25 protein-coding genes are annotated in these 21,461 nt (G+C 39.8%); 4 read left to right on the top strand and 21 right to left on the bottom strand.

Annotated elements, in window-relative coordinates:
* Positions 1-88 precede the first annotated feature (88 nt).
* The 17 genes from QE450_RS04960 to QE450_RS04880 all read right to left on the bottom strand — a co-directional run bounded on the left by QE450_RS04960 (position 89) and on the right by QE450_RS04880 (position 12,938).
* Positions 89-568: a DUF309 domain-containing protein gene (locus tag QE450_RS04960; RefSeq protein ID WP_307297460.1), complete on the bottom strand. Its 480-nt coding sequence runs from the start codon at positions 566-568 to the stop codon at positions 89-91.
* Positions 552-1,376: a GTP diphosphokinase gene (gene yjbM / locus QE450_RS04955; protein ID WP_273615632.1), complete on the bottom strand. Its 825-nt coding sequence runs from the start codon at positions 1,374-1,376 to the stop codon at positions 552-554. Before yjbM ends, QE450_RS04960 begins: the two co-directional genes overlap by 17 nt.
* A gap of 52 nt (positions 1,377-1,428) precedes the next feature.
* The gene (locus QE450_RS04950) at positions 1,429-2,523 is read right to left on the bottom strand and encodes a quinone-dependent dihydroorotate dehydrogenase (RefSeq protein WP_273615631.1); all 1,095 of its coding nucleotides are present in this window, start codon (positions 2,521-2,523) and stop codon (positions 1,429-1,431) included.
* Positions 2,524-2,737: 214 nt separating this feature from the next.
* The gene (locus QE450_RS04945; protein WP_307297455.1) at positions 2,738-4,159 is read right to left on the bottom strand and encodes a L,D-transpeptidase; all 1,422 of its coding nucleotides are present in this window, start codon (positions 4,157-4,159) and stop codon (positions 2,738-2,740) included.
* Positions 4,160-4,396: 237 nt separating this feature from the next.
* Entirely contained in the window at positions 4,397-4,639 is a 243-nt protein-coding gene (locus QE450_RS04940) for a ferredoxin (protein ID WP_273615629.1), read from the bottom strand.
* A gap of 214 nt (positions 4,640-4,853) precedes the next feature.
* Entirely contained in the window at positions 4,854-6,143 is a 1,290-nt protein-coding gene (locus QE450_RS04935; protein WP_274170412.1) for a DNA polymerase IV, read from the bottom strand.
* 438 nt (positions 6,144-6,581) lie between these two features.
* Positions 6,582-6,791 (bottom strand): Imm26 family immunity protein, encoded by a 210-nt coding sequence (locus QE450_RS04930; RefSeq protein ID WP_307297448.1) that lies wholly within the window; start codon positions 6,789-6,791, stop codon positions 6,582-6,584.
* Positions 6,784-7,290 (bottom strand): DUF6756 family protein, encoded by a 507-nt coding sequence (locus tag QE450_RS04925; RefSeq protein WP_307297444.1) that lies wholly within the window; start codon positions 7,288-7,290, stop codon positions 6,784-6,786. Before QE450_RS04925 ends, QE450_RS04930 begins: the two co-directional genes overlap by 8 nt.
* A gap of 14 nt (positions 7,291-7,304) precedes the next feature.
* Entirely contained in the window at positions 7,305-7,751 is a 447-nt protein-coding gene (locus QE450_RS04920) for a DUF6386 family protein (RefSeq protein WP_307297442.1), read from the bottom strand.
* 90 nt (positions 7,752-7,841) lie between these two features.
* Entirely contained in the window at positions 7,842-8,189 is a 348-nt protein-coding gene (locus QE450_RS04915; protein WP_307297439.1) for a hypothetical protein, read from the bottom strand.
* 11 nt (positions 8,190-8,200) lie between these two features.
* Positions 8,201-8,578 (bottom strand): hypothetical protein, encoded by a 378-nt coding sequence (locus tag QE450_RS04910; protein WP_307297436.1) that lies wholly within the window; start codon positions 8,576-8,578, stop codon positions 8,201-8,203.
* Between the two features lie 42 nt (positions 8,579-8,620).
* Complete coding sequence (locus tag QE450_RS04905; protein ID WP_307297434.1) at positions 8,621-8,998, bottom strand: hypothetical protein; 378 nt, start codon at positions 8,996-8,998, stop codon at positions 8,621-8,623.
* Positions 8,999-9,036: 38 nt separating this feature from the next.
* Positions 9,037-10,653: a HEAT repeat domain-containing protein gene (locus QE450_RS04900; RefSeq protein ID WP_307297431.1), complete on the bottom strand. Its 1,617-nt coding sequence runs from the start codon at positions 10,651-10,653 to the stop codon at positions 9,037-9,039.
* A gap of 158 nt (positions 10,654-10,811) precedes the next feature.
* Positions 10,812-11,288, bottom strand: a complete 477-nt coding sequence (locus tag QE450_RS04895; protein ID WP_307297429.1) for a hypothetical protein — start codon at positions 11,286-11,288, stop codon at positions 10,812-10,814.
* A 13-nt stretch (positions 11,289-11,301) separates the two neighbouring features.
* Positions 11,302-11,844 carry a hypothetical protein gene (locus QE450_RS04890; protein WP_307297427.1) on the bottom strand — a complete coding sequence of 181 codons (543 nt, stop codon included), beginning with the start codon at positions 11,842-11,844 and terminating at the stop codon, positions 11,302-11,304.
* On the bottom strand, positions 11,841-12,296 hold the full coding sequence (locus QE450_RS04885) for a hypothetical protein (protein ID WP_307297424.1): 456 nt from the start codon (positions 12,294-12,296) through the stop codon (positions 11,841-11,843). The genes QE450_RS04890 and QE450_RS04885 overlap by 4 nt, the downstream gene beginning before the upstream one ends.
* Positions 12,297-12,377: 81 nt before the next feature.
* Positions 12,378-12,938: an Imm50 family immunity protein gene (locus tag QE450_RS04880; RefSeq protein ID WP_307297421.1), complete on the bottom strand. Its 561-nt coding sequence runs from the start codon at positions 12,936-12,938 to the stop codon at positions 12,378-12,380.
* 186 nt (positions 12,939-13,124) lie between these two features.
* Here QE450_RS04880 and cimA point away from each other — a divergent pair, with 186 nt between their 5' ends.
* Together cimA and QE450_RS04870 are read left to right on the top strand one after the other, a co-directional pair.
* The gene (gene cimA / locus QE450_RS04875) at positions 13,125-14,744 is read left to right on the top strand and encodes a citramalate synthase (protein ID WP_307297419.1); all 1,620 of its coding nucleotides are present in this window, start codon (positions 13,125-13,127) and stop codon (positions 14,742-14,744) included.
* A 306-nt stretch (positions 14,745-15,050) separates the two neighbouring features.
* Complete coding sequence (locus tag QE450_RS04870; RefSeq protein WP_307297416.1) at positions 15,051-15,620, top strand: M67 family metallopeptidase; 570 nt, start codon at positions 15,051-15,053, stop codon at positions 15,618-15,620.
* Positions 15,621-15,646: 26 nt separating this feature from the next.
* On the opposite strand, the gene QE450_RS04865 is transcribed toward QE450_RS04870, so the two are convergent.
* The 3 genes from QE450_RS04865 to QE450_RS04855 are packed head-to-tail and all read right to left on the bottom strand — an operon-like array spanning position 15,647 to position 18,886.
* Positions 15,647-16,384 carry an exonuclease domain-containing protein gene (locus tag QE450_RS04865; protein ID WP_307297413.1) on the bottom strand — a complete coding sequence of 246 codons (738 nt, stop codon included), beginning with the start codon at positions 16,382-16,384 and terminating at the stop codon, positions 15,647-15,649.
* On the bottom strand, positions 16,381-17,463 hold the full coding sequence (locus QE450_RS04860) for a DUF294 nucleotidyltransferase-like domain-containing protein (RefSeq protein WP_373461950.1): 1,083 nt from the start codon (positions 17,461-17,463) through the stop codon (positions 16,381-16,383). Before QE450_RS04860 ends, QE450_RS04865 begins: the two co-directional genes overlap by 4 nt.
* Positions 17,464-17,503: 40 nt before the next feature.
* Positions 17,504-18,886, bottom strand: a complete 1,383-nt coding sequence (locus tag QE450_RS04855) for an ammonium transporter (protein ID WP_273615611.1) — start codon at positions 18,884-18,886, stop codon at positions 17,504-17,506.
* A gap of 478 nt (positions 18,887-19,364) precedes the next feature.
* On the opposite strand from QE450_RS04855, the gene QE450_RS04850 reads away from it, so the two are divergent.
* Positions 19,365-19,799, top strand: coding sequence for a MerR family transcriptional regulator (locus tag QE450_RS04850; protein WP_204825033.1), 435 nt, complete (start codon positions 19,365-19,367; stop codon positions 19,797-19,799).
* A 27-nt stretch (positions 19,800-19,826) separates the two neighbouring features.
* Positions 19,827-20,510, top strand: a complete 684-nt coding sequence (locus tag QE450_RS04845) for a zinc metallopeptidase (RefSeq protein ID WP_301261440.1) — start codon at positions 19,827-19,829, stop codon at positions 20,508-20,510.
* Positions 20,511-20,771: 261 nt separating this feature from the next.
* Here QE450_RS04845 and QE450_RS04840 read toward each other — a convergent pair whose 3' ends face one another.
* Positions 20,772-21,455 (bottom strand): rhomboid family intramembrane serine protease, encoded by a 684-nt coding sequence (locus QE450_RS04840; protein WP_273615609.1) that lies wholly within the window; start codon positions 21,453-21,455, stop codon positions 20,772-20,774.
* Between the last annotated feature and the right edge of the window lie 6 nt (positions 21,456-21,461).

Genomic DNA, 21,461 nt, shown 5'->3' with positions numbered 1-21,461 from the left:
AGCTATCCATAGCAAAAAGCTTGCCATTACGGCAAGCTTGATGTGTATTTAATGTGATTATTTTGCCAAGCGCTTATTTTGCCAAGCGCTAGAGTTCTTTTGATTTTGGGCCTCGTTCGTAGCCCATGCGCATTGGTAGATTCGGTTGAATAGTCTGATACGCTTGAGCTACTTCTTTTTGTAATAACGGATCAGTGATCTCGATATTGAGATCATAGAAATCAAAAGTTTGTTCTTGATAATGTTCTAGTCGCTCGATATACAATCTCACATCTGCCATTAGCTTTTCCATATTTATCCCTAGTGCATGATGTTGATAAGGCAGTAACTTACGATAACTGCTTTTCATCATCTTAATCGCACCAACGATTTTGTTATACGTATGATTCACTGTTCCATTACGGAAGTGAAATAGGGCTACTGCAATTTGTAGCAATCCTTGATATACCGGTTCTCGCTCTTTTTCCAGCCATAACTCTTCCAGCACTTCATGACATTCAAAGTAATCACGATCCCGATTAAAGTAGACCAGATACGCTACATACAGTGGCTCAAAATTGGCTTTCATCTTCTTCTCCACTTACTTTGACAGACTCTGCTCGAAGCATGGCTTTGATATCGCTGGATAATTCTTTGAGCCCTTCAAAGTCATGTTCTTGCCATAATTCATCAAATCTCCTGCGGAAGTCGATCGCTTCTACAATCAGATGGAAGAAATATAGCTTATGGATATCGGTCAGAATCCGATGGACGATACTGGAATCGTCTTCGAAGCTCTTCTGTGCTGACAAAATGTCTTCACGAATACTGGACATTTCATTATCAAGCACCATCGCTGCTTCCGCAGCCGTTTTAAGTCGGCTCCGAATATCATCAGGTAGACTATTGTGGTATTTATAATTTAAAGAGTGTTCAATCGTTGCCCAGAAATTCATAGCCAGTGTACGAATCTGAATTTCAGCAAGCACCATTTTTTGTCCAAAAGCGGTCTGTACCGGATATTCAGCAATCATATGGAAACTACGGTATCCGCTATCTTTGAAATTAGTAATATAATCTTTCTCGTATAACACTGTTAAATCTTTGCGAGAACGTACATACTGGGCAACCCAACGAATATCTTCTACAAATTGGCACATGATACGGATGCCAGCGATATCCTCGATTCCAGTTTCAAGCTGATCCATAGGTACGTCTAGACGTTTGGCTTTATCCAGAATACTCGATATCTTTTTGACACGACCGGTTACAAATTCAATCGGTGCATACTCCTGACGTTTTTTCAGTTCTGCACGCATTGTTTTGAACTTGACCTTTAATTCTTCAACCGCTTGCTCATAGGGAAGCAAGAATAATCCCCAGTCTCTTCCGTCCATCTTCATGCCTCCTCAGTCTATGACCTCTTCCTTGAGTCGAGGGTATATTGGATTAATGATGATCTGCTCCCACTGCCTGGGAAATGTGTGTGAATCCGTCACGTAGCATACGCTCCCGGATATCCATATGTATCTTCCGGGTCACTTCCGGTCCTTCATAGATAAATGAAGTATAGATTTCGACCAGACTTGAACCTGCTCTGATTTTCTCATAAGCATCCTGTCCCGAAAAAATTCCTCCACAACCGATAATAGGCAGTTTACCTTCTGTTTGACGATAGACTTGAGAAATAATCTCTGTCGATCGCTTGGTGAGCGGTCTACCACTTAATCCACCAGCTTCACTTGCATGCTGATGAGTTAATCCATCGCGGGATAATGTGGTATTGGTAGCAATCAGACCCGCTACTCCACTTGCAGCGATCGTATCGACCATATGTTCAAGTTCATTATCATTGACATCCGGTGCAATTTTGACCAGTACAGATTTGGAAATGCCATTTTGCTTCGCCTGGCGCTTCATTTCACCCATTACCAGTCTAAGCAAATCTTTCAATTCATCACCATGTTGCAAGTTACGCAGATCAGGTGTGTTAGGTGAACTGATATTCACTACAAAAAAATCAGCGTATCGATACAATGTGCGAATACAAGTCTCATAATCGCTAGCTGCATCCGCATTTGCAGTGACTTTATTTTTACCGATATTGACTGCTATAGGAATAGGTCTAGAAGATAACGAACGTAATCTTCCCGCCATAGCAGCTGCCCCTTCATTATTGAAGCCCATTCGATTCACAAGCGCTCCATCTGAAGGTAAACGAAACAAACGTGGCAATTCATTACCGGATTGTGCTTTGGGCGTTACTGTTCCGACTTCCATAAATCCAAAGCCTGACGCAGACAATCCTGGAACTGCCTGAGCATTTTTGTCGAGTCCTGCTGCAAGACCAACAGGACTCGGAAATGAAAGTCCAAACAATTCAGTCGTCATATCGGGTGTACTTTTCACTCCATACATCGACTTCATCGCAGCTAATGTGCCTGGTATACGCACCCCCGCGCCCAGACCTCCAATAACCATGTGATGTGCTTTTTCCGGATCCATCCGAAATAACATAGGTTTGAAAACATTGCGGTAAAGCAAGTTACATTCACTCCGTTCCTGGCATTTGCAAAAAGCCTTTATGCATGATTTTGCAGGAATTATTATCTATTAACCTGTAAAATCATTCTCTATACCAGTTTATCCTTTTCGGGGACAAAAGAAAAGCGCTCTTCTCATTTGAAAAGAGCGTCCACTGTGTACATAAACTCAAACGGTATATAATGAATCAATCCAGTCGCTACAAGGAACGATCCTAATTTAACCAGTGATAATGACGTGAAGGATCTGTCTGATCTTGTGTACGTTTTGTCTGGAATCGCACAGAGGGAACAGAAGTGTCTCCTGGCAATACATTACTGGCAATGGTTACTTTTGTTCCTAACGGAATCATATCAAATAATTCCTCTACATCGGCTTGATCCATCCGCACGCATCCTAATGATTCATCTTGACCTACACTATCAGGATCATTGGTACCATGAATAGCATAATTCGTATCCGATAACTGCATACCCCGACTGCCAAATTCTCCATTAGCTTTGCCATTTGGATTCATCACTTTAATCGATACTTGAAAAGTACCCTCGGGCGTTTTACTTCCACCAAGCCCTACTTCATAATTACGTAAAATAATCGATCCGCTAACTATAGCTAAACGATGCTTTTGTTTATCGACAATCACTTCAAGTGGTTTTGTAAAATAAGGATGATTCCCGAGTGTAGATGAGAATGCTTCGTCTCCGATTGTATTGCCGCTATCGTCAGTACTTTGGCTGCCACTGCTCTGTAGCTTCTTTAAAGCGGTAAACGTCTGGTTCATCGTATCCGAATTACCTGCTAACCAATTGCCTGGAAAAGGCGCTTCCAACTGATTCATTTGCTCTGGAAGATTTCCTTTAGCAGTTATATAATTGATCATCGCTGTTCTCATTACAACCAACTGCTCTTGTTGCTGTACCCAAGCCGCCGATTCATTTGGATAATGATCCAATTCTCCGGGTTTACACTGGCATGCTTTGGGATCATACGATTGAAGATCGATCTGTCCGGGCTGATCGGTGGCTGCCATCGTATATAAGACAGGCATATTCGGTGTCCATAATAGCCAATCGTCTTGCTTTTCCATACCTAGTACTGCTGCAACTTGTGGGGCTGTTTTTAACATTTGTTGTCTCATATATTTAGAAACGGCAGACAATGAAGCATTGGTATTATTTAGCGAAGCTTCTGCTGTAAAGCTAAGTGGAGCCGAGTATCCTTTGAACGTATCTGCTGGTTTCTTTTTTGAAGTAGCTGATGCTACTTTGGTCGGTGGCTTGGTGATATGTTGAGAAGAACGATCTGCAAGCGTCTGATCTGTGGCATGAGGAGCTTCTACAGAACGCAACGTAATTAAAAACAGTAACAATATAGCAAACACACTGTATCGCCAACGACGAATTTTGCGATCTCTTTTTTCAGCCATTTCCATAAGCTTGGCTTCGTAATCTTTCAAAATATCCGCAGGCACTTTACTATGTTCAAAAGCTTCATATACATCTCCAGCTTTGTTGTAACAGTAATTAGCTTTACCCATTTGTCCATCGGATTCATATTCTTTGCCAAGCAAATACCAGCCCATTCTGTTGTTGGGGTGCATTTTGACATAACGCTTTAGATAGAGTAGATTTTTCATTTATTACCTCCAGCATGGACACTACGCTCCAATAGTCTATATTGTCTCTATAGTATGTACAGTTTAGGGATAGCTATTTTATATTTAAAATATAATGCAATACTATGTATATCGGCTAATCTGTGTATTTCTTCAAGTTACTTCAAAATGAGATTATAAAAGGCGTTGAGAGACACATTTCGTCTCTGCAACGCCTTTTATCGGACCATGTACTTCTATTCAGTACACTAGTAAAACTTATTCAGCTTGAGCGAAAGGCTCATCAGCAATTTTGATTGAATCTGTAGGACAACCGTCACAAGCATCTTGCAAATCATCAAACATATCGTCTGGAATTGCCATAATACCGCGGTTAGCATCACCTTCATAAATCACTTCAGCCAAACCTTCATCATCATAATCATAAATGTCTGGAGCTGTTGCTCCACAAGCACCACAAGCGATACATGTATCTTTGTCAACCCAACTATATTTCCCCATCTTTATATATGCCTCCTATCGTTACTTACCAGTTGTCTTTTTTTAAGAACTGACACCAGTGTACATATACTCACAATATAATATAAAAGATATATTATTTCAAATGAATAACCAACAATTACCAGTACACAAATTGTAACACACCTGTACTACGAATCCAATTATTGATTAAAATTTAAACAATATAGATCAATATTGAATCATTACTTACTGATTATTCTTCCATGCCTGGCAAAATCATACCATCTTTTTGCAATGAAGTGCCTCTAATTTTGTGATTACGAATCAGGACTGAAGGATCATTGCCTAACATACCTGCTGTTAGTATCGCACTTTCACCAAATTTATCGCGTAACTTATCCATTACTTCATTTAACTGCTCTTTGACCGGCTGACGATTATAATCAAACAAGTCCATTTGCAAAGCAGCTTCTTCTTTGGGCTGTAAATTCTGAAGAGCCACTCCTAATAATCGAACAGGCGCACGATCTCCCCAATGACGATCATATAGTGCACAAGCTTCACGATACACTTCATCCGCCGTTTCTGTAGGAACAGCTAGTGACTTGGAGCGAGTGATTGTTTTCATATCAGGTGTGCGAATCGTAATCTGAATCGTCTGAGCGATTAATTTCTGACGACGCAATCGGCGACATACTTGATCGCTTAGATTAAGCATCACTCTTCTGATATCGTCACGATCTTGAATATCAGCAGGCAATGTTGTAGTATGCCCTATCGACTTACTGACTTCCCGATCAATCTCTACAGGCGAATGATCTATCCCATTTGCCGCTTGCTTGAGCCAGCTTCCCATTACACCAAATCTAGCTGTTAATCTGGCTTCATCTGCTGCTGCAAGTTGCCCTATCGTGCGAATGCCCATATCTACTAATTTGGCAGATGTTTTCCCGCCGATGCCAAACAATTGTCCACATGGCTTATCCCATAATAACTTGGGCATATCCCGTATACGCAATATCGAAATACCTTTAGGTTTTTTCATATCTGAAGCCATTTTTGCTAGTAATTTATTAGGCGCAATTCCTATCGAACAAGGTAAATGTAACTCTTCCCAGATCCGTTGTTGCAACTGTTCCGCAATCTGAGGTGGCGTGCCAAATTGACTTGAACCTGTGATATCCAAGTAGCATTCATCAATTGACGTTGCTTGCAACATCGGTGTGTAACTATACGCAATATTCATGAATGCCATTGAGTATTGTTTGTATAAATAAAAGTCAGGCGAAATTAAGATCAGATTCGGACATTTCTGCAATGCTTCTCTAACCAGCATGCCTGTTTTTACGCCACGCTTTCTCGCTTCGTAAGAAGAGGTAACCACAATTCCTTTGCGCAGTTCAACACTACCTGCGACAGCTGTGGGCTTGCCTTGATATTTTTCCGGTTCTTCTGCTGTATGAACAGAACAATAAAAAGCATTCATATCTACATGCAAAATGACTCTTCCTTTGGCAGGGTAGTAATTGGCATGGTGCCTCAAGCTGATCATCCTCCTTGCCTGTGCAGTCTTTACCCTATGGATTATGCTCTATCAGCCGAATCGCCTACAATAGATATCGTATGATTCTATTATATCGTATCTGTTTCATTTAGCCTATGATATGACGCAAAAATAAGTACAAATGTTCGGAGTTATTGAAATAGACATTGGGATATGGAGAGTCATGTGGATCATTTCAAATCTTTATTCCACTTGGAGATCATGCTAATTCGTGGTGAACGCAATATTACAATTGGCGGAATTGGTTCGATGAGATATTAGATGCTGAAGTTGTATTACAAAAAGCCGCAATGGCGTCTAACGGATCAAAATCGTTATTTGAATATGTAGCTCCTTTTGCGATAAGTCGGGAAAAGGACTTACTATTCTGGGATACACGTCCATCAAATTGTACAGAAGAATACCCGATCTATACTGTTAATACAGATCACTGGAATCATCAGGCGACCTGTCGTTATGTTGCTCACTACGATAGACTTGATCTTCTTGGATACAGAGTACACCAAATGAAAAAACTTTTTTAAATCGGTCATACAGAGTACTAATAACCTGACAGATCGCCAAGCGATTGTCTTTTATTGGAATGACCAAAATATCGCCTGCTTTATATTTTGCTTTTTCAAACATCGTCTAGCTCTTTTTTGCGTTTCTGAATACGTCCACTTATTGGTTCACCTATACCGATAATGACTTCATGATGAGTCTCGCACAATAACCATTGTAGCTTTTTGGAGACGATATAATATTCAGTCATTCCTGTTTGTTCAATTATCCATTGAATCGCATCTACATAAGCTTCATACACCCAATATTGTTTACCACTGTAAAAGCGTTCAGGAGCGAGAAACCAGACTTGTTCGGTGCGATCAATCAGTTTAGCAATCTCTCGGTACCCTTCTGCCCCTACCTGATAACTTACATACGGTTCTTGCAAATGATTGTATCCTCGCATTAATGCAGATTCGCTTCCTGCATGTGAAGACGTGATAAATCTTTGTGTGATTGTTGAAAGTATAGATGACCACTGCATTTTACCTACTTCGTGAAAGCGAGGAGCTGGAATACGATAGTGTTGTACGAGGTGTTCTATTTCATCCCTTGTACTAGCATAATGTTGACCAGACATATATACTGACCTCCTTATCCAATACGAATCAAATCTTCAAACTGATTGTTAGCGATTGCCTGTTCAGTTCGTAACAAAGCAAATTCAATATTTTGCTGTGTTCGTCCTATTTTCAAATGATATACGCCTGACTCAACCGTTATATATTGTCCACTGTCCCCATCTTCTGGTTCTAGCTCGCCCCCTGTCACATTTTCTGCTGCTCCTGCATACAATTGACCCGAAGGAAAATTGATCCATAATTGAACTACGGGTTGCTCGATCTCATCTACCTGTTGCATAGTATATAATCCATCTGCGCCTACATTGAGAAAAGCAATATTCCCTAGATTCACTTCTAACAATTCATCTTCAGGAATAGACCACCAATCTGATGTGTCTTCCAATCGATGCTTCAGTGCTTGCAGATCATAAATACAAAGTGTTGCTGTATCTGTCATCACTTGAATTTGGTTAGGCATTGGATCGTTCCTCCTTAATTATACTCATTTCATCATGTGCACATCTGATCCTGATTACAATCTCATCTCTTCCAGTATTCTTATGATTATTTACAATTCAATCCACTGTTCTTCTGTAGAAATACTCGTTTGGATGATATCAATCATTCGCCGTACAGGTGCATCATGTCGATGAAATAAACAATAAATATACACTTCACCTTCGGCTATAGATTCGATTGCTAGATCAGCCTGCTCCACTTGAATCTGTGCCACATCTGGCCAATCTGTATTAGAAGGATCTTTGATAACTAATCCAGCTTCTACCTGCTCAATCACCATATCACCTAGATCTAACGTAACCAAAGCTTGGCTCAACTGCTCGATTAACTGCCTGGCTTGCTGTTCTTTACTTATGCCCTCTTCTTCTATACATTGAATACCGTATTCCCAACCCACGATGACTCACCTCATAAATTTCCGAAAATAATAATCTCATCTGCCCATTCTAATTGAATCTCTAACCAGGTAACCAGCGAGCGGATAAATGCTTTGAGCTCACGATCTTTGGTCTGATAAGCTTTCATTTCTGCTAATATATTAGTCCAGAGCGCTTTGGCTATCGGATTAAAACCAGATGTATCAAAGTAACCATACCGATCATTGGTCACTGGATCAACAATAGGATAATGCTTTTTCAAATAAGGAATCAAATAATCAAAATCACCGGCATAAATAAAAACAGAATCGGCTTGAATCTGATCCCACTTCTCACCATAACGTGCAGGCAATAATTCATATCCTAGTAGTCCGTCAGCTTTACTATACTTATACGTAATCGTTCTCATTTGTTCATCCTCATTTCCTATTGAATGACATCTGTTCACAATTTAGGTTTGATTCGAAGATAGAAATGGATACATATACGACTTCATGATTTCGTTGGCTTGTTCTTGAGACGGTGGCTGTACATAAGGTTGTTCTTGTTCCAACCGTTTTACTTTTTGTTCAACAAATGCTTCATTCACCAGTGACGTTTTATTGTAAAAAGAAGCTTCAAGCTCAGCCATATCGCTTGCTTTCATCATTTTATAAAGTAGACTATTGAGCGAATCGCTACCAGCATACAATAATGAATCTGTTTCCTCACAAGAAAATTTCAAGTACAACATCGCTTTTTGAAAAGCAATAATCTCGGCTTGATTCACCTCTATCGCTCGTAAGCGTCCATCTCGATGATCATTTTGCTCTCTAAGAAATTCATTCATTTTGTACTCCTCCACTCTTATTGCCTTCTTGCCATCAATTACTTGCTATCCAGTTGAATAATCCATTCCAGAGTACGATGCTTACCTTGACCCAATACATTCTTACTTTGCTCTAAATAGCATAAAAGCTGTTTTTTCATTTCAATAGGAAGTTCTGCTCGAAATTGAGAATTTGCTTTGGTGATCCAACTGTCTAGTAAATGATTCACTGTATGCTCTACTATTCTATGCTCGGTTTGGACTAATATTCGCAATAAACTATCTAAACTTTGCCAGGAGTCAAAAGCAAACAGAATACGAAGAGCATTGCGCGAAATATGGGACAATGGACAATTTAGCACCAGTTGGATCAATCGTTCTCGATCTAACATATACGTGTATTGGATAAGCGTCTGTTTCGCTATTTTGGATACGCCGGGTTGCGGATCTACTAAAGCTTGAGAGAAAACATCTATATAAGCGGTAGGCTTTAATTTACCCAAAGCTGTCAACACAGCTTTACGTACTTTAATCTGTGTATGATCTTTGTATTCAGCTATAACTTCAGCATCTTCTGCTGTCCCCGTCTCTCCTAATCCAACGATTGCGACAGCCAGAGAGGACTCATTTCCATTCCATATCTGATCCAAATAATATTCGACATAGGGTATTGGTTTGATTTTGGGCAAATGACGACGTGCTGTCTCGCGAATCGTCAGATTATGACTCATCAGACCATCAATTAACGCAGTCTCGGCTTGCATTGGAAAATGATAACTTAGTATATCCAACGCCAGACGACGCAACGCCGGGAAATGATCGGCTAACATCATATACACGATATCCAGCCATTGATTCGATATCTTCTCAGACGACTTTTCTACTTCGATCGCTTGATCAATTTGACGAGCAGCCCATAGACGAATCGCTAAAGCATGATCTTGTAAAGCAGAAGTGAATAAAGCATATCGATCTGCCGCTTCTGTTTTCAACATCATGTTGTAGCAAAACTGACGAATATAGACATCTGTCGAATGCATATAATGTTCCAAAGCAGACCGAGCTTCAGGTTGCGCAATAAGCTGTTGAATCTGTGTATTCAACAATTCATGATGCTCTTTGCCACGCCCTACTAATCGCTGTACTAACCAGATCGACTGAATAAAGTATTCAGTATTACGAATATGTATTTTTTGTTTCAATGCACGATAAGCTTTGAATCGAATAGGAGATACCCAATCATTTAATCGAATCAGCAACCATGGAATTTCTGATCCATTTTGAAATTGGCTTAATCGTTGTACTGCCACTTCACGCACATATCCATCCCAATGAAAGCTAGCCATAATGATCTGAATAGGATGAATATCGTTAGACCAATGCAATACTGTCTCTGGGCGCAGCTCAATCCATGCTTTGCCACGTTGTTGATAATGAAAAGGAAGTGTTTCGCGACAGCGTTCACTTAACCAGATCAATTCACTCACAGGGCATTGTAGTAACAGATCACTAATTGCATTTTCAGCAGCTCTCACGATGTCAGCTCGTTCTGAAAATAAAAAAGATTTGAGATACGGAATAGCAGCTAACTGTCCACTTTCTTTAATTTGGACAAGGAGGTCGACCGATTCTTGCTCATACAATTGATCTAATAAATACTCTACATGAATAGACATACGCCTACTCTTTTTGATGCCACTCATATATTCACCTTCCTATTTTTCTGCGTTCTATGTTTGAGTCTGATATTCAGAAATCATAAAAAGATCGTGATACAACAATCTCTGACCCATAGATCATCGTAGCAAGCTCCTTTCATTACATGATTATCAGCTTATACATGGTCAACAGTACACTGATCCAATTGTACCCATAAGTTCTGTTCATCGTACCCGCTCACTCTACCTACTATTACAATCCCTATTCCAAGCGGAAGTCCTTCAATTTCTTCAGGTAACATCGCTCGATCTGCAATAGCATACGTATGCTCATCTAACTGAATAATACATCCTTGCGGATAGAACATGCGTAATACTCCTGTTACTGAATCACCGGGTAGATACCGTTGTTTGTAATAATCCCACTGTTTGCGATATTTGGAGATCGCTGATTCCCAGGCAATTTCAAATTCAACCACAACGATCTTTTCATCAGATTCGTATTCAACTTCTGTTTCAGCGAGCATAAAATCAGGAGCAATAGACACTTTGGAATCTGTGTCTGTCACTACAATTTGGCGATAAGCAATCTGTTGATCATCCACTTCAAAATAATATATTTCGTCTTCAAAAAATGATTTGATATACTCCACAAATCTATCCTCCTTATTCCAAGTACTCCATGCAGTCCTGTAACGTATTTTGCATATCTGGATCAGTCGTGTGACGTGAGATATTTTCAAATACAGGTAGAGCTTGCTTTAGAAGGAGATAACTGTAGACATAATAATTGAAAAAGACTTCTGAATCATATCCACGAGGTTCTTCATTTTCCCACTCTAATTCATCGTCTTGATCATCTTGATCCCAAAGATACACTTCTTCTAATAAAAGAGGCATCGGCTCCAATGTCTGCTCCGTATCTTCCAACTGTTCATGTTCAGAAAGAGCTTCTATCACTCCTGCATACAAATCGATCTCTACTACACTGACTTCATCTGGCGATTGAAGAGATAATTCTTTTAGCAAAAAGAATAGTATCCATGGGGTGACCTGCCATAATGTCAATTGATGTTCTACGATATTGGACAGACCACTATAATTTCTTTTAGCGATCATTTGAGGGACTTCTGTGGCTCTCCCATAAGGCGTAGTGATCCGATTCCACGGAATGTCTTGAATCGTTAATTGATCCAAAGAAACTGTCATTTGACCTCTCCTTTCTCCACTTGCTTCATCTGTGTATAGAATTGTAGATATTTGTGATCAAATCCTTGAAAAGCACGTGCTCCCCCGAATTGATGCGCTTGTTCAAACCATGTATATGCGTCGGACATAGCACCTGTTTCATAACAAGTTATACCGACATTAATTTTGGCTGAAGTATGTCTGGGATTATCTTTTACCGCTTCTACAGCAATCAACGCCCATTCGTGAGCCTGTTGATAATCTTGGCGATCCATATAGATGCTCATTTTACAAGAAGCAATCCATTCAGTAAGATCCCAATGCACTATAGGCTCTGGAAGCAACTCCCAAGCCTCTGTATATTTGTCTAACGCTTGCTCCCATTTGTGATCTTGATGCAACCGATTTCCTTGTTCTACAATAAACACAATTTGATCAGATAGCGGTTGATTATAATCTTCTAAATTAGGCACATTTCAGCCTCCTTTATACCTTACCTATCAATATTCATTCGAAGTTCTTCATCTTAAATCTGCTGTCACTTTCAACTCAACTTATGATTTGAATTCGGCTTTGATTCCGCCACAGAAGAAACTTCCTGACATCCCTTGTGCTGCTTCAATATCAACCACCATTAATGTCTCATCATAACGAAAATCCATTTCAGCAATTTCATTTTTTTCTACATCCGGTGCAGAAAATTCAATCTCTGTCGCTTCTAAAAACGTAAGCTTGATTGTATGATCTGCAAAAGGTTCTGCCAATTGAACATCTAACTCTACCTGATCTTTGCCAATATGATGATCGGTAATGATTCCATGTTCAAAATCAGGGAAATGACCTAATTTTGCAATAATATCTTTGCTACCTACAATCGATACCGTTGGCGAGAATGCTAATTGAATCACAATTTGGTCGCTCCATTCTAGCGGCTCATCTGTTGAAATGTATAATTGAATATGCTCTGCTGTTAATTCACGTACACTTGCCACAACATAATCACCCGCAGATACCATCACTACATCGTGTGGATCAAAAGGTAGTGGTTGTTCAGACGTATAATAAAGTGTGAATACCTTGTTATTTTGTTCAACTTTTTGAATATGTAATTGCATGTTGTAATGCCTCCTAGTAAACTAAATAAAATCAAAATTATCGTATCCCTTACATGAGTCAGGTGATATAATAATAAATTATACTAAAAAACAATGCTTTATTGACACCCCACTTCACAAATGATTAACGAAACACTAAAAAACAAGTATTCATTTTTTTGCACAAATGAAGGAGGACTCCCCATTATGTCAAAGTCCATATCGATTTTCGACACTACGCTTCGTGATGGTACTCAAGGTGAAGGGATCAGCTTGTCCGCAGATGACAAACTCAAAATTGCCAAAAAACTTGATGAGCTTGGTGTTCATTATATTGAAGGCGGTATTCCAGGCAGTAATGGTAAAGACATCGAGTTTTTCAAACGAGTACAAACACTTGGACTGAACGCCAAAATCACAGCATTTGGTAGTACACGTCGCAAGGGGAGTATTGCCCATCAGGACGATAATCTCAAACGGATGATTGAATCAGGTGCACAAGCGGCTACATTGGTCGGCAAATCTTGGGATTTCCATGTGCATACTGCACTTCAGACGACACTCGAAGAAAATCTAGCGATGATAGCAGACTCGATCTCCTACATGAAGCAACAAGGCATGGAACTGATTTTTGATGCCGAGCATTTTTTTGATGGATACAAAAACAATCCTGAATATGCTGTATCCGTATTGCGCACCGCGCGTGAAGCTGGTGCTGATTGGTTGACTATGTGCGATACCAATGGTGGTACACTTCCTCATGAAATTTATGAAATCGTATCCAGATTAAATCTTGAACTAGGCGGCGCTCCTCTAGGAATTCATACACATAACGATTGCGAACTAGCTGTAGCTAATACATTAAGCGCTGTTCAAGCCGGAGCAAGACAGATTCAAGGTACGATGAATGGATATGGTGAGCGTTGTGGTAATGCTAATCTGTGTTCGATCTTACCAACATTACAGTTGAAAATGGATTACACCTGTATCAGCAATGATCAATTGTCTCAACTTACCAACACCGCACGATATGTCAGTGAGATTGCGAATGTGCATATGCCTGTAAATCAGCCTTATGTAGGTAATGCTGCATTTGCTCACAAAGGTGGCATTCATGTTTCCGCTATTTTGCGTGATTCTAGAACGTATGAGCATATCGAACCTGAGAAAATCGGTAACAAACAACGTATTCTCGTCTCTGAATTAGCAGGTCAAAGCAATATCCTTTCCAAAGCAAAAGAAATGGATCTAATCCTTGACCCTGAAAATGAAAACACCAAACAGATCATCGGTAAAATCAAAGATCTGGAACATCAAGGATATCAATTTGAAGGTGCAGATGCTTCTCTTGAATTGCTGTTGCGTGAAGCTAATGGTGAGATCAAAGAGTTATTTGTTTTTGAATCTTTCAAAATGTTAGTTGAAAAAAATGCGGGATCTGCTGTTGTGTCTGAAGCTTTTGTCAAACTCAGAATCGGCGGAGAAAGTATCTATACAGCCGCAGAAGGTAATGGACCTGTGAATGCACTGGATAATGCACTTCGTAAAGCATTGGTCGAACATTATCCGAATTTGCGTGAAATGCATCTATCCGATTATAAAGTTCGTGTATTGGATGAAGCCGACGCAACCGCTTCTAAAGTTCGTGTATTGATCGAGTCGCAGAATTTGAGCAACACATGGAGTACGGTCGGTGTATCTGCTAACGTTATCGAAGCCAGTTGGGAAGCATTGGTAGACAGTATTCGTTATGCATTGATTGGTCAAGCTTTACCGGATCAGAGTGTCTCGAATGGCCCTTCTGTTCATGGGATCGTTAATCATTAATTATGAATGTACGTATCTTCAAGATAACTTCGCACTGTAATGCTTCATAGCGTTACAAGACGTTATTAAAGGCTCTCATTATGATGAGCTACTATGTCGTATGCCTGTAATCGATATCTGTATTTAGAATTTATAATTTGTATAATTTATATCAAAATAAGGTTCTGGATCGTATATCTTTTTGAGATATGCTTCTAGAACCTTATTTTATGACATCCTTCTAATGATAATGACTATACACAACACAATAAAAAAAGTGACTCCCCATAGCGTATGGAGAGTCTAATAAAGAGAGGGGTAAATACAATGGCAGACCTGCTGTGCACTGATAGAGAAACTACCATTTTTATTCGTCCAACAGCCCTACAGCTACTGACCGACCATATGAATAGCTCTCTATCCTCAGAAGTCTGCGGGGTCTTGCTCGGTAGAAAAGCAGCGGGCGGTATGCGCATCGAATCCTATCGGAAGTTACGCAACGTTGCACCTGACCCGCTGCACCACTTCCTTTTTGACCCTATTGAATGGGTTCAATGTTGTTATCAAGAGTCTGATCTGATCGGCATTTTCCACTCTCACCCTTTGTCAGCTCCAATTCCTTCGTCAACCGATCTTCATCAATTACAGTCATTTGGTGCTTTGACTCCTATCTATCTGATAGGATCACCCTCTACTTCCTGGGTAGATCATATACAAGCGCTTAATCAGCAATGGATTTCAAATCCACATCAACATCATTCAGACGATGTATATCCTGATCATACGCAACCTTTTACGATAGCAGGTTATTCTGTAATCCCTACTCCGCTAACAGACATTAAGACATCCCCACTGCCTTTGTATACATTGCAATCTTCTACATTACAATTATTTTAAATTATACTATTTTTTTGATATCAATCTTAAAAATTACTCAAATAAGCATACAAATCTTCCAGTGTATCCACCTGTTTGTGACGCATTAGACGAAGATACTCTCCCCATAACGATGCCGTCATTTTGGCATCTTCTAGTGCATGATGGCGAAGTGTAATTGGAATACGTGCTTCTTCCAATAATTCATCTAATCCGTAACTACCAAGTGAAGGCTTGAGCCATTTACCAATCATCATCGTATCCAGTATCCGATGTGTTAATTGAATTTTGGATGTTTTCCACAATGCTGCATTTAGAAATGCTTTATCATGACCTGTACCATGAGCGATCAATACCGATCTCCCGACAAAAGCCATAAAATCATGCAAACCATCTATCAACGACGGTGCTCCTTCAATCATTTCCTGGGTAATACCGGTAAGTTCTGTAATATTCTCAGGTACACTTGTTTTGGCATTGACCAAAGTATAAAAGTGTTCGTCTGTTACTTGGTCACCGATCATTTTGACTGCTCCGAAAGACAATATTTCATCTCCATGTTGCGCATGAAATCCCGTCGTCTCCAAATCGAAAACGACGGTTTCTAGCTTGCTCAGTGGCATATACAATACTTCAGGGCGACGCTGTTCACGAGAAAGAGATCTTATAAATGCCATTTGCTGTGCAGAAGGTGCACCGAATACGGAAGCAATAGCAGATGGAACCCCACCACTACGCAGACTTCTCCAAAAACCATTGTTCGCTGTTTTCACTGGCTCTTTCATAAGCGTCTCCTTTCTAAAAAGCGTAATTGCCGTTGAAGCACACGATGTGCTTTTTTAACCGTTCCCAGACTATCTCGAAGCTCGTGAAAAAACGGTCGTTGTTTCCAATCTTTTTGGGGCATAAATCCAGTACTAATATACAATCCATCGACTATTTGTACAGGCGTTGAATTACGCATACGCAGTGCTGTCAAAAAAGCTTCTTGCATCATTTCAAGCAATGATAACGTAGCCGCTTCTAATTGAATTAATCGCTCTAATCGCTTCAATGTAGACGATTCATAGATACCATGCTGTAACGCCAGATAGCGTGATGCATTTACGAGTGGAATATAGATACCATATTTCACATCAAAATCACCTGCATGTTCTCCAAATCGTTCTGCAACCACCTGACCTAATACATTAAGTGTAGCTTTGTGACGAACCGTATTACGAAGTACCGCCGCAGGCAACTGTGGTGTTTCTTTCACACCGCTATATAATGTATCTAACCATGCCGCTGAAAGTTCTGCATCGCCTGCCATATGACGCATATCGGAAGCGATAATCCAATTGCGAACAGGTTCCCAGCTCAGATCATTACGCCAACTATTCAATTGCGTACGCCAATCGGTTAGTGTTTTGCGCCACATCGGTTCAGAGCACATGACTTTACCCTGACATTTCTCATACCCTATAGCTTCTAATATATCGGCAAGTACACTTCCGAATTGCTTAAAATAAGTCTCTTTGCCCTCATGAGGTTCATCACTTATGATCAATCCGTTATCTTGATCACTCCACAATGTGGATTCCAATCTCCCTGCGCTACCGAAAACAATAAAAGAATATGCAACAGGAGGCGGACCGTAGCCCGCCTCACTCAATTGTTTTTCACAAATGATAACTGCCTGTTGCATCACATGATCGTGCATCTCATTGACCTGCTTCACCCATTGGCGTGTATCGCTATCAGGCAAAGCTTGATACAGTTCGGTCTGCATCGATATGCGCTTTTCTTTCAATAATTGCGGAGTATCAGCATCGGCAAGATCGCGCAAGGGAAGATCAAAAGAATGTTCATTCATCAGCTTCATCCCCTACTGCTCTTTCTTCATGATGTTGGAGAAAAGAGCGTTATTTGCGCGCGTCTTCGCCTAATGCTCTCATTTGCTCAGGATAACCATAAGAACCATGCTCACTAATATCCAAGCCCATCATTTCTTCTTCTTCAGTAACACGGATACCGTTGATCGACTTCATCACCCATAAGATAAGAAGAGAGATCACTAGAACAAAGATAAATGTACCGATCATACCTAACAACTGAACACCCAATTGATGGAATCCACCACCGTAGAACAATCCTGGCGAACCTACGCCTGTTTTTTCTACTAATTCTGGTGTAGCGAAGAATCCAGTAGATATAGCTCCCCACATCCCTGCAATACCATGTACAGAGAATGCGTAGATTGGATCATCGATTCCTGCTTTTTCAAACCATTGTGATGTAAAGAAGGTAACAATACCAGCTACCAGACCAATAACGATCGCTGCCCATACATCTACAAAAGCACAAGAGCCTGTGATTGCTACTAGAGCAGCCAGTACACCATTTAACATACTTGGAATATCTGCTTTACCAAAAACAACCCATGAGATCAATAGAGCGGCTACACCACCTGCTGCTGCTGCAAGGTTAGTCGTTAGCGCAACATAAGTGAAGAATCCATCATTTAATGTAGATAACGCACTACCTGGGTTAAAGCCCATCCATCCGAACCAGAGAATAAATACGCCGACTACAGAATAAATTTGGTTATGACCTGGAATGATGTTAGGTTTACCATCTTTATTGTATTTACCAAGACGTGGTTTAAGCATTAATGTAGCAGCTAGACCTGCTGTTGCACCTGTCAAATGGACAACGGTAGAACCTGCATAATCCTGCATTTGCATAGCGCCTAACCATCCGCCGCCCCATACCCAGTGAGCAATGATCGGATAAATAATAACTGTAAATAAAATACCGAAGATAATATACACACTCAACTTCGCACGTTCAGCAAATCCGCCAAAAGCAATTGACAAAGATACTGCTGCAAAGGCAAGATGGAAAAGGAACATCATCGAGATCGGAATACCGAGTCCAGATAGTGCATCAAAGGACCCCATCATTCCTTCACCACTTAAGAAAAATCCTTCATAACCGAAAAATCCATTACCATTACCAAATCCAAGACCAAATCCAAAAGCCCAGAAAGCAATGAGTGCAATACCCAGTGTTAGAATTGTTTTACCTGCAACGTGTCCAGCATTTTTCATACGGACTGAACCTGCTTCTAACAGTGCAAAACCAGCTTGCATGAACAACACCAGTGCGAACGCAAGGAACACGAAGAATGTGTTTAACCCTGTGGATACTTCAGCTGTTGTTACCTCAGCTGCTGCAAAAGCACTTAATGGAAAAGCAAGAAGGGTTGATGCCGCTAACCCCATAACGGCCCATTTTTTTCTCATATAACCCACTCTCCTTATGTAATATTACTTCACATGTCGTGAAATCCTTAATGTCATTATAATCAGAATAATGAAAGAATGACAAGAGTTAATTTTCAATTTTTGAAAATACTTTTTTTGTTACATCTATAGATTCTTTAATTCTTCACCGTTTAACATCGTCAAAGTCTATATTCATCAAGCTTTTGAGCTGTTTAGATGCTAGTTGTGATGATCTTTTTAATATTTATTTTCAATGCCTTTATTTATAGTACTTATATAGTATTCAGATCATTTTCATCTAAATTTAAGGGACAATGGTTATACTCATTGATAAGGTACCTAATCAATAATTACAGAATATGTAAAAGTAAGCATAACGTGAAACTGTATGGTTTGACTGTAACGTTTGTATTCCTGTAATATAAACAAACAGGATGCAAACTCAAGGGATCCTGTTTTGATCATGACTATAAATGGGGGTGGATACCTTGGGGATATGAAGCTTTACCGGATTGGCGAATTAGCTAAGACTGCCGGTATTAGTGAGCGAACAGTAGATTACTATACAAAGCTCGGATTAATACAACCAGAAAGTCGTTCCTTAAAAAACTATAGGCTCTATAGTTTTGAAACCTTAACACGCTTGGAACGTATAACAAAGTTAAAGCAGGATAAATACACTCTTGATGAAATTAGAGATAAATTGCACGCCTGGGATCGGGTTTCAGACGAAGAACAGGTTACGCAGCGACTTACCGAGTTGGAACAACACATGCTTCAATTACAACGTGAAGTACGTGAACTCGAACCTTTACTTTCGCAAATGAAGCCTAATCAAGCCAAACGTGCATTTGTTAATCTGATTCCTCAAAGTGCCGCCTGTATCGAGGCGTTAAAATTCCTGCTAGGTCAAAGTTCAGGCATGATGTAATTTGTCTATACTATGGAGGAATGAGAAATGAGTATTAATGCTTTCTTTTGGATTTTAATTATTCTTGCGTTTGGATTAACCATCTGGGCACAATTTAGAGTTAAAGGTACATTTAAGAAATATTCTCAAGTACCCAATGCACGCGGTCTTACCGGTTATGAAGCAGCTCGTCATATGTTAGATAGTAACGGTCTACAAGATGTTCCTATCGAACCTGTACGTGGCTCGCTAAGCGACCATTATGATCCTGTTCATCGGGTGGTACGTCTTTCAGAAGATGTATATTACCAAAACAGTATTTCGGCTGTATCTGTAGCTTGTCACGAGATTGGTCATGCGATTCAACACAAAACGCATTATCCGATGCTTGCACTTCGTCACCGTATCTTCCCGGTTGTTAATTTCACATCCGGTATCGCACCATTCTTAATTATTGCAGGTGCTATTTTCAGTTCATTTAGTCTTTTAGGACTTGGTATTATCTTCTTCTCGGCTGCTGTTGTATTCCAATTGGTCACTTTACCTGTTGAGTTTAACGCTAGTAATCGTGCAAGAGATATTATGGTTGCTGAAGGTTATGTGACTAATGAAGAAGAACGTAGTGTTGGTAAAGTATTGAATGCTGCTGCTCTTACGTATGTAGCTGCTGCATTGCTATCTGTACTTGAATTGTTACGTCTTGTATTTATGTTCGCTGGTAACCGCGACTAATATAACAATAGCGTGATCATACGAATCATACAAAATCGCAAATCGATTCAAAAAAAACCACTTTTGTTTAAACAAAAGTGGTTTTTCTTGTTCATTATTTTATTTTTTAATATTGCTGGTTAATTATATCTGTATAAATTGTATATTTTATTCAACCTTATTATAAACAACAGTACACTTTATTGATTTTCACATTTCGTACGCCTGTATCTACACCTTAGCGAATGTTATATCTATCCATTGTGCAGATACTATTAAACATTATTCAATCTTGTTCTGATTTTCTTGTTCAGACAGTGCTTTGGCATACGCTTCTGCTAGACGTCTCCATCTTCCTCGCAAGCCAGTTAATCTCAACATCAATCCGTAAATAAAGAATCCTGCTATTAACCCACCTACATGAGCCCAGATGCCGATACCAGGAACAACAAAGGTGAAAATAAGCCCTAGCACCAAAATCGTGTACATCGTCTTACGAGAAGCCTCATCCATAATCTGACGCTGGAACAACGCTATATACAAAAATGCTCCATAGATGCCATAGATTGCTCCTGAAGCACCAACAGCTACCACACTATTACCGGATTGTTGATATAATTCCAAACTGATTACATTTCCGATAATACCACTCGCCATATACAGAACTACATAACGCCAGCTTCCAATTAAACGTTCTAATGGAGGCGCAAATACAATCAGTCCAAAGCTATTCGATAACAAATGACTGAATCCATTATGCAAAAATATAGCTGTAATGACTCTCCACCATTGATCATACATAGGTACATTTGTGACAGCACCATAATCGGCTAGCGTCTGTGGATTCGTAGAACCACCGTTAAAGCTCAAAAAGATAAACACTGCCAGATTGATCAATAAAATCAACGAAGTGACTGGATAATACCGTAAGAAACTTTTCCAATTCTCATAACGGACAAATAACATAAGATC

Origin of the sequence: Paenibacillus sp. SORGH_AS_0306, from assembly GCF_030819345.1 — a bacterium.
GTDB lineage: Bacteria > Bacillota > Bacilli > Paenibacillales > Paenibacillaceae > Saccharibacillus > Saccharibacillus kyungheensis.
The sequence above is the reverse complement of the archived record's forward strand: the minus strand, read 5'-3'. Positions and strand labels throughout refer to the sequence as shown.